At 73.0% G+C, this 8,153-nt stretch carries 8 protein-coding genes; 2 read left to right on the top strand and 6 right to left on the bottom strand.

Annotated features, from left to right (window positions below; all coding sequences use genetic code 11):
* The first annotated feature begins 442 nt into the window (after positions 1-442).
* Positions 443-1,138 (top strand): hypothetical protein, encoded by a 696-nt coding sequence (locus N4G70_RS21230; protein WP_261714248.1) that lies wholly within the window; start codon positions 443-445, stop codon positions 1,136-1,138.
* A 4-nt stretch (positions 1,139-1,142) separates the two neighbouring features.
* Here the strand turns inward: N4G70_RS21230 and proC are convergent, their stop codons facing one another.
* The 6 genes from proC to N4G70_RS21200 all read right to left on the bottom strand — a co-directional run bounded on the left by proC (position 1,143) and on the right by N4G70_RS21200 (position 5,630).
* Positions 1,143-1,952 (bottom strand): pyrroline-5-carboxylate reductase, encoded by an 810-nt coding sequence (gene proC, locus N4G70_RS21225; RefSeq protein ID WP_261714247.1) that lies wholly within the window; start codon positions 1,950-1,952, stop codon positions 1,143-1,145.
* A gap of 163 nt (positions 1,953-2,115) precedes the next feature.
* Positions 2,116-2,919, bottom strand: a complete 804-nt coding sequence (locus N4G70_RS21220) for an ABC transporter permease (protein ID WP_261714246.1) — start codon at positions 2,917-2,919, stop codon at positions 2,116-2,118.
* The gene (locus N4G70_RS21215; protein WP_261714245.1) at positions 2,916-3,776 is read right to left on the bottom strand and encodes an ABC transporter ATP-binding protein; all 861 of its coding nucleotides are present in this window, start codon (positions 3,774-3,776) and stop codon (positions 2,916-2,918) included. The genes N4G70_RS21220 and N4G70_RS21215 overlap by 4 nt, the downstream gene beginning before the upstream one ends.
* A gap of 112 nt (positions 3,777-3,888) precedes the next feature.
* Positions 3,889-4,641 carry a class I SAM-dependent methyltransferase gene (locus N4G70_RS21210; RefSeq protein WP_261714244.1) on the bottom strand — a complete coding sequence of 251 codons (753 nt, stop codon included), beginning with the start codon at positions 4,639-4,641 and terminating at the stop codon, positions 3,889-3,891.
* A 104-nt stretch (positions 4,642-4,745) separates the two neighbouring features.
* The gene (locus N4G70_RS21205) at positions 4,746-5,291 is read right to left on the bottom strand and encodes a hypothetical protein (RefSeq protein WP_261714243.1); all 546 of its coding nucleotides are present in this window, start codon (positions 5,289-5,291) and stop codon (positions 4,746-4,748) included.
* A gap of 45 nt (positions 5,292-5,336) precedes the next feature.
* Complete coding sequence (locus tag N4G70_RS21200) at positions 5,337-5,630, bottom strand: peptidase (protein WP_315904277.1); 294 nt, start codon at positions 5,628-5,630, stop codon at positions 5,337-5,339.
* A gap of 172 nt (positions 5,631-5,802) precedes the next feature.
* Between N4G70_RS21200 and N4G70_RS21195 the strand changes: the two genes are divergently transcribed.
* Complete coding sequence (locus tag N4G70_RS21195; RefSeq protein WP_261714241.1) at positions 5,803-8,097, top strand: protein kinase domain-containing protein; 2,295 nt, start codon at positions 5,803-5,805, stop codon at positions 8,095-8,097.
* The last annotated feature ends 56 nt before the right edge of the window (positions 8,098-8,153 follow it).

Genomic DNA, 8,153 nt, shown 5'->3' with positions numbered 1-8,153 from the left:
CCGGCGGCTCCGACTCTATCAGATCCTTTCGGTTCCAATTCCCGGTCTCCCGGGGCCAAGTCGGCTTGTCTTCACGGCTGTTGGGCCGTTTCGACGAGTGAGACATTAGCGGAATCCTGGGCCCCGACGCCAATCGGGGCGCGTTCTCGAACGCGGATTCCTCATTTCGCAAAAGCGCACGAAAAATGAGACGACGAGGTGTCGTTCATGAGAAGTGGTTGATGCGGAATGGCTGTCCGGGGACCGACCGGGGTCGGCGCTCACGTCGGACAACTCGGAGAACATTACGTACGAGGGAGGGGCGTGTCAACCCTCGGCCAGGTGCCCAGGAGCGGGCCGTCCGAGGGGGCCGCGTACGCGCCTGGCCTCGTGCTTTTGGCCGAGGCAGGCCTGGCGGGACGGCCGATCTGGTGGGGCCGTCGTTCGCCCTAGCGTGGCGGCCATGAGGACTCTTCTTCGGATCGCCGTGGCCGCCGCGACCCTCCTCGTACTGGGGATGGCCGTCGCCCCGGGGGCCGCGTACGCCATGGATGGGGATGAGCGGGTCGCCCGGATGCGGCTGCGGGTCGTCGACGCGGTCAATGAGGGGCACCAGGCCCAGATCCAGCGGGCGCACGACTGTCCGGGCAGCCGCTCGGCGGATGAGGTGGGCCGGCTGGAGGCGAGGTTGCGTGAGGGGTGTCGGCTCGCGGCGGACCTGCGCGATGTTCGGGCGGTGCATCGGCGGGGCCGGTTGGTGCACGCCGTCGGGGGTGGGCCGGTTGCGACCCCAACACTGGGTGGGTCGGTTCCGGCCCCCACACCGGGCGGGCCGGTTGCGACCCCACCATCGGGCGGCCCGGTTGGCTCCCCGGCGCCGGGTGGGCCGGTTGATGGGGCGCGGGCTTTGGTTGTGGGGCCGGATGTGTCCGGGGGCGGGGACGCCGACACCCAGGACACCGTCTTCCAGGCCGGCCGCGCCGAGCTGCCTCGGCTCCCCATCGGGGTGTTGAGCCTGGTCGGCGGGGTCGCGCTGGCGCTGGTAGGCGGCGGGATGGCGATGGTTGCCGTGGGGTGGCTGCCCCGCCGATGGTCGTACGGCCGTGCTGCGGCACATGAGGAAGAGGGGGCCACGCTTCGCCGTACGACCGCGGGTTAGGGGGTCAGCTCGTGCCGGAGGCCAATTCGCGGCTTCGGTCCCGGGCCGCTTCCAGGGCTGCGATCAGGGCGGCCCGTACGCCGTGGTTCTCCAGCTCCCGGATCGCGCTGATAGTCGTGCCCGCCGGGGACATCACCGCCTCGCGGAGCTTCACCGGGTGCTCGCCGCTGTCGCGGAGCATCACGGCGGCGCCGATCGCGGACTGCACGATCAGGTCGTACGCCTGGGCACGGGGCAGACCGAGCAGGATGCCGGCGTCGGTCATCGCCTCGACGAGGTAGTAGAAGTAGGCCGGGCCCGAGCCGGAGAGGGCGGTCGCCGCGTCCTGCTGCGACTCCGGGACGCGCAGGGTCTTGCCGACGCCGCCGAAGATCTCCTCCGCGTGCGCGAGGTGGGCCGGGGTCGCGTGGCTGCCGGCGCTGATCACGGACATGCCCTCGTCGACCAGTACGGGCGTGTTCGGCATGACACGGACGACCGGGGTGCCGGCCGCGAGGCGGGCTTCGAGGAAGGCGCTCGGGATGCCCGCCGCGGCGCTGATCACCAGGCGGTCGTTGGTGAGGTGCGGGGCGAGCTCGTCCAGGAGGGCGCCCATGTCCTGCGGCTTCACCGCGAGGATCAGGGTGTCGGCGCGTTTGGCCGCTTCGGCGTTGGTGACGGCGTCCACGCCGTAGCGGGTGCGCAGTTCTTCGGCGCGTTCCCGGCGGCGGGCGGTCACGAGGAGGTTGGCCGGGTGCCAGCCGGCCCGGATCATTCCGCTGAGGAGGGCCTCACCGATCTTGCCGGTGCCGAGGACTGCGACGGTCTGGGTCATGCGGTCAACCCTCCAGGTGGTGCGGCGCGCTTGCTGACGTCATCCTCGCATCGGGTGGGGATGGCCGGAGGGGGCGTCCGATGGGCGGTACGGGGGCTTCGGCGCGGTTCGGCGCGTGGGACGCGGGCGCGGGGTCACGGGGCTCGGCCGGGAGGGCGCGGGGTCACGGGGTTCGGCGGCGCAGAGTCGCCGCGCCCAGGGCGAGGACCACCACCGCCACCGCCGCCACGATGCCGGTGTCCCGCGCGAAGGCGGCGGTCGCCTCAGGGTGGTGGAGGACCTGGGTCATCGCGTCGACCGCGTACGACATGGGCAGGACGTCCGAGAGGGCGCGCAGGATCGGCTGCATCGTGTCGCGCGGGGTGAACAGGCCGCACAGCAGGAGTTGGGGGAAGATCACCGCCGGCATGAACTGGACGGCCTGGAACTCCGAGGCGGCGAAGGCCGAGACGAACAGGCCGAGGGCGGTGCCGAGCAGGGCGTCGAGCAGGGCGACCAGGAGCAGCAGCCACGGGGAGCCGATGACGTTCAGGTCCAGGAGCCAGAGCGAGATGCCCGTCGCGATGAGCGACTGGAGCACGGCGAGCGCGCCGAAGGCGAGGGCGTAGCCCCCGATCAGATCGCCTTTGCCCAGCGGCATGGCGAGCAGGCGTTCCAGGGTGCCCGAGGTGCGTTCGCGCAGGGTGGCGATGGAGGACACCAGGAACATCGTGATCAGCGGGAAGATGCCGAGCAGTGAGGCGCCGATGCTGTTGAAGACGGCGGTGTCGGCGTCGAACACGTACCGCAGCAGGACGATCATGAGCGACGGGATGACCAGGAGCAGCGCGATGGTGCGCGGGTCGTGGCGCAACTGGCGCAGGACGCGGGCGGCGGTCGCGAGGGTGCGGGATGCGGTCATGGCGCTGCCTCGGGGTGGGTGGGCCGGCGGGGCGGGGTGCGCGCTCGGCGTCGCGGACGTCGTCATGGCGTGGCCCTGTCCACCAGGTGGAGGAAGGCTTCCTCCACCGTTTCGGTGCTGGTACGGGTGCGCAGGGCGTCCGGGGTGTCCTCGGCGAGAAGGGTGCCGTCGCGCAGGAGGAGCAGGTGCCCGCAGCGTTCCGCCTCGTCCATGACGTGCGAGGAGATCAGGATCGTCGTGCCGCGGGTGTCGGCGATGGTGTGGAAGAGGTGCCAGAGGTCTCGGCGGAGTACGGGGTCGAGGCCGACGGTCGGTTCGTCCAGGACGAGCAGTTCGGGGGTTCCGAGCAGGGCGACGGCGAGCGAGACGCGGCTCCGTTGGCCGCCGGAGAGCCTGCCGGCCCGCTGGTCGGCGTGGCTGGTGAGGTCGACGTCCGTGATGGCCCGGGCGACCGCTTCGGCGCGGGCCGCGCGGTGGGATCGGCCGGGGTGGAGTACGGCGGCGAAGTAGTCCAGATTCTGACGCACCGTCAAGTCCTGGTAGACCGAGGGGGCTTGGGTCACGTAGCCGACGCGTTCGCGCAGGGCCGGCGTGCCCGCGGGGGCGCCCAGGACCGTGAGGGTGCCGGTGACGTTCGCCTGCGTACCCACGACGGCCCGCATCAGGGTCGACTTTCCGCAGCCGGAGGGGCCGAGGAGCCCGGTGATGCGGCCGCGCGGGACGGTGAAGTCCAGGTCGCGCAGGACGGGGCGGCCGGCCCGTACGGCGGTGAGGGAGCTCGCCGTCACGGCGGGGGGCGGGGTGCCGGAGGTGACCGCCGCATCGCCGGGGGCGCTCCCGAAGGCGTCGCCTACGGGTGGGGAGGCCGTGCCGCCGGGCGATGAGGTGGTGCCGCGCGCGGGGGCGGGCTCATAATTCACCATATGATGAATAGTGCTCCCGCGGGGGTGCGTCGTCAAGGATCCGGGGCGGCCGCGAGAGCCGTGCGAGCCGTCCGGTGCGCCCCCTCTCCGTGGCCTCTGCTTTGGGCGCCTGTCAGTTGAGGGCCAGGCGCAGGTGGACCACGTAGCGTTCCTCCACCGTGCCGTCCGGGAAGAGGGCGCTCAGCACGTCGTGCTCCCTCGCCATGAACTCCTTCGTCCGTTCCTCGCCCAGGACCAGGAACGCCGAGTGGCTGCTCAGGTTCGCCAGGTGGGTGGCGAGGGGGATCCGGCGGGTGTGCGGGATGCGGCGTTCGGTGAAGTGGAGGCCGGGGATGTCGGCCCAGCGGTGGCCGCCTCGTTCGGCGGGCGCGGTCCCGCCCGTCCGGACGTAGTCGTGCATGCGGGCGTCCTGCGCGGCCTGCCACCGCGCCGAGTGGTCCGTGACGTTCCACCACAGTGCGAGCGCCCCGCCCGGCCGCAGCACGCGGCGGGCCTCCGGGCCGGCTTCGGCCGGGTCGGTCCAGTGCCAGGCCTGGGCGTACGTGAGGAAATCCGCGGACGACGTGGCCAGCGGCAGGCGGTTGCCGTCGCCCCGCACCAGGGGGATCTCGGGGTTGCTCCTGCGGAACTGCGCGGCCATGCCCTCGCCGGGCTCCACCGCGGTGACCCGCGCGCCACGCTCGTGCAGCAGGGCGCTGGCGATACCGGTGCCCGCGCCGATGTCCGCGACCCGGGCGTTGCGCAGTGGGCGGCCCGCCAGCTCCTCCAGGGTGTCGAGGAGGAGGGGAGGGTAGGAGGGGCGGTTCGCGGCGTACTGGGCGGCGGCGGCGTTGAAGGAGTGGGCGCGGGTCTGATGCGTGGCCATGTGGAACGAGTCTGCCGGGCGGGAGGGGGCCGGGGAGCGGGTTTTCGCCGCTCCCGCCGCTCTGGGCGCTCCCCCGCTCTGGCCGTCGCACCACCGGCCTCCGCCTACCGCCGCTTGGGCCGCTTCCTCCCCGAAGGGTTCCCCGTGCGGGTGCCGCGGCGGCGTTCGTACCGGGCGCGGGCCGCTTCGTACTCCTCGCGGTGCAGGGACTCCCCGGGGGCCTCCGTGAAGGTGCGGAAGAAGTACGCGAGCAGGGAGCCGATGAAGCCGATGGCCTTCAGGCCCTGGAGGGAGCGGTCCGCGTCGGGGTCGGACGGGCGGGTCGAGAAGCCCTCCCACGTCTTGCGGAAGGCGAGCGCGCTACAGATCGCGAACATCACGACCACCAGCACGTTCACGAAGGCCCCGGTGTTCGCGAGCCGCAGGCCCTCGTACGCGAAGCGCAGGACGAAGCAGGCCGCCACCGCCGCCGCCAGCGAGCCGATCGCCACGCCGGCCCGGCGCAGGCCGTACCCGTGGTCGTGGTCCACCCACGTCGTGCCGAAGAAACGGATGGGCTCGGGGCGGGGCCCGGCGGGCGTCGCCGTGGCGCCGCCGCCGTCACCCCGGCCGGCGGCGTCGCTCCCGCTCTCGCCCTTGTTCTCGCTCATGGGGACGATTATCCCCGTATCCCCGGAGCCGGCCGCTCCTCCGCGCTATCCGCAGCGCGGTGCGACGTACCCGTCACTGCCCGTCTTGACGTACGCGTCCGCGACGAACCGGCCGTTGCCGATGTTGTCCCAGATGTTCGAGGTGCCGTACGGGCCCGTGACGGTCGTGCCGGGCGTCTGGCAGTTGATCGGGACGGTCGCGCCGACCGGCAGGACGTCCACGATCGAGTAGCCGGTGCCGGGGCCGCTGCGGACGTTCAGTTCGCAGCCCGGGGCCACCGGGTAGCGATGCGTCCCGAGCGACGCCGCCATGGCTGTTTCGGCCGATTCCGCTGTCATGCCCATCTCCCCCATGTGCTCCCCCAGGTACTCGCCCGGCGCGCACCGATGTGCTCGCCCCTTGGCTTCACTCTGTGTGCAACACGCAGGCTAGCAAGGCCCCTCGGGCCCGTACGCCCCATCGACTAGGCTCCGTCGGGGCGCGCGTACAACGGACACACGGGGGTGGGCCATGGCGTCGCCACGCGGTATCGGGTTCGGGGCGCCGGGCGCCGAGGATCCGGAATCCGTCGGCAGCTACCGGCTCGAATCCGTCATCGGCTCGGGCGGCATGGGGGTGGTGCATCTGGCCACTTCCCCCTCCGGCATGCGGCTCGCCGTCAAGGTCGTACACGCCCAGCACGCCGCCGATCCGGAATTCCGGGCGCGGTTCCGGCAGGAGGTGTCGGCGGCCCGACGCGTCAGCGGCGCCTTCACCGCCTCGGTGGTCGACGCCGATCCGGACGCCGAACGGCCCTGGATGGCCACCCTGCACATCCCCGGCCACACCCTCGCCGAACGCGTCAAGCACAGCGGACCGCTGCCCGCCGACGAGGTACGCCGGCTCGGCGCGGGGCTCGCCGAGGCGCTGCGCGACATTCACCGCGCCGGAGTGGTGCACCGCGACCTCAAGCCGAGCAATGTGCTGCTCGCCGCCGACGGGCCCAAGGTCATCGACTTCGGGATCTCCCGTCCGTACGACAGCGATCTGCGGACCGAGACCGGCAAGCTCATCGGCACCCCGCCCTTCATGGCGCCCGAGCAGTTCCAGCGGCCTCGTGAGGTCGGGCCCGCGGCGGACGTGTTCGCCATGGGGGCCGTCCTCGTGCACGCGGCGACCGGGCGCGGGCCCTTCGACTCCGAATCCCCTTACGTCGTCGCCTATCAAGTCGTGCACAACGAGCCGGAGTTGGCAGGGGTGCCCGAGGATCTCGTGCCGGTCCTCCAGGGCTGTCTCGCCAAGGATCCCGGTGAGCGGCCCACCCCGGACGAGCTGATGTCGGCGCTGCGGTCCGCCGCGTACGGCTCCGAGGCGCAGATCCCGACGCAGCGGTTCCGCAATCCGGTTCCGGCTTTTCCCGTTCCGGCCTTTCCGGCTCCGGCCTCTTCGGTTTCAGCCTCTTCGGTTTCAGCCCCGGTTCCAGCCCCTTCGGTTCCGGCCCTTTCGGCTCCGGATCGGCCCCGGTCGTCCTCGCCGGAGGATGGCTCGGGCGTCGCGATGGCCGGGAACGGCGAGGGCGTCCCCGACGGGTCCGCAGCCGCGTCCGGCCGCGGTTCCGGACCCGGTCGGCTGCGCCGGCTCCGCTGGGGCGTCGCCACGCTCGCCCTCGTCGCCGTCGCCGGGGCGGGGGTGGTCGCCGTACGGGCGATGCCCGACGGCACCGGGACCGAGGCCGACGCCCCGGAACACCATGACGCGCCCCAATTCCGGCCCTGGGAAGCGCGGTTGGGGGCAGCGGCCAAGGAGGGCGGCGGAAACCGTACGGCTTTCTGCTCGGCCGGGGACGGCGGCGGCGCGCTCTACTGTTCCGCGCCGGGCATCGCGCTGACCCGGCTCGACGCCACGAGCGGAAAGGCCGTGTGGTCGGTGCCGGGGGCGGACGGGCAACCGCTCTCCGACGACTACGCCCCGGTCGTGGCGGGCGGCCGGGTGCTGGCGCGGACCCCGGGCGGCCCGTTGCGGGCGTACGACCCCGCGACCGGGAAGCCGGTGTGGTCCGCGGACGTATCGGCGTACTCGGCGGTCCGCCCCGCGGGTGGCGCCGTGCTGCTCATCACGGCCGACGGACATGTCACGGCACTCAACTCCCTTACCGGCAAGGAGACATGGCGCAAGGCGGTGGGCGGGCCGCGCTCCCAGTGGGTCACGTCCGGGGGCGCGGGCGCCGTGGCCTATGCCGTCACCCCTTCCGCCGACGGCGGCTCGACCTCCGTGTCCGCCGTCGACCCGGCCGGTGGTTCCGTGCGGTGGCGGGCCCGGGTGGAGGGGCGGCTGCGGCCGGTCGCGGCCGACGCCGGGGCCCTGGTCCTGCTGGCGACCGACGCCGCCGGGTTCACCTCGGCGGTCGTACGCCTGGACACGGCCACCCATGCCCCGCGCCGCACCACGCTGTCGGCCCCGCTCGACCAGGCGCAGGCCGGGATCGACGGGGACGCCGTCTACCTGTTCGGGGCGGGCGGGGCGCTGGTCGCGGTCGACTCCGCGCACGGCGCGGAGAAGTGGCGGCTCGACACGGGGGTGGCCCGCGCCTCGCGGCCGGTCGCCGCGGGCGGGCAGGTGCTTCTGACCGGCGCCGACGGCAGACTGCTCGCCTTCGACGCGGGCAAGGGCGTACTGGCCGGGCAGACCAACCCCCGTATGCACGACGGGCGTTACACCTTCACGCCCGCCCTCCCGGCGCCGCTCGCGGCCGGGGGCCGCCTGTACGCGGCCTCCCCCGACGGGTCGGTGTTCGCGGTCGACTCGGCCGATATCGGGAGTTGGTGACGGTACGTCAGGGGAACCGGCAGGGGGGGAGGACGCGGGCGCCTACCGACCCGCCC

The sequence above is a fragment of the Streptomyces sp. ASQP_92 genome, assembly GCF_025399895.1.
In the GTDB taxonomy this organism is placed as follows: Bacteria; Actinomycetota; Actinomycetes; order Streptomycetales; family Streptomycetaceae; genus Streptomyces.
Note: the sequence above shows the minus strand (reverse complement) of the source record. Positions and strands in the feature narration are given on the sequence as shown.

Coding starts and splice junctions, on each gene's coding strand:
- N4G70_RS21230 (WP_261714248.1), top strand. CDS start 443: ATGAGGACTCTTCTTCGGATCGCCGTGGCCGCCGCGACCCTCCTCGTA.
- proC (WP_261714247.1), bottom strand. CDS start 1,952: ATGACCCAGACCGTCGCAGTCCTCGGCACCGGCAAGATCGGTGAGGCC.
- N4G70_RS21220 (WP_261714246.1), bottom strand. CDS start 2,919: ATGACGACGTCCGCGACGCCGAGCGCGCACCCCGCCCCGCCGGCCCAC.
- N4G70_RS21215 (WP_261714245.1), bottom strand. CDS start 3,776: ATGGTGAATTATGAGCCCGCCCCCGCGCGCGGCACCACCTCATCGCCC.
- N4G70_RS21210 (WP_261714244.1), bottom strand. CDS start 4,641: ATGGCCACGCATCAGACCCGCGCCCACTCCTTCAACGCCGCCGCCGCC.
- N4G70_RS21205 (WP_261714243.1), bottom strand. CDS start 5,291: ATGAGCGAGAACAAGGGCGAGAGCGGGAGCGACGCCGCCGGCCGGGGT.
- N4G70_RS21200 (WP_315904277.1), bottom strand. CDS start 5,630: ATGACAGCGGAATCGGCCGAAACAGCCATGGCGGCGTCGCTCGGGACG.
- N4G70_RS21195 (WP_261714241.1), top strand. CDS start 5,803: ATGGCGTCGCCACGCGGTATCGGGTTCGGGGCGCCGGGCGCCGAGGAT.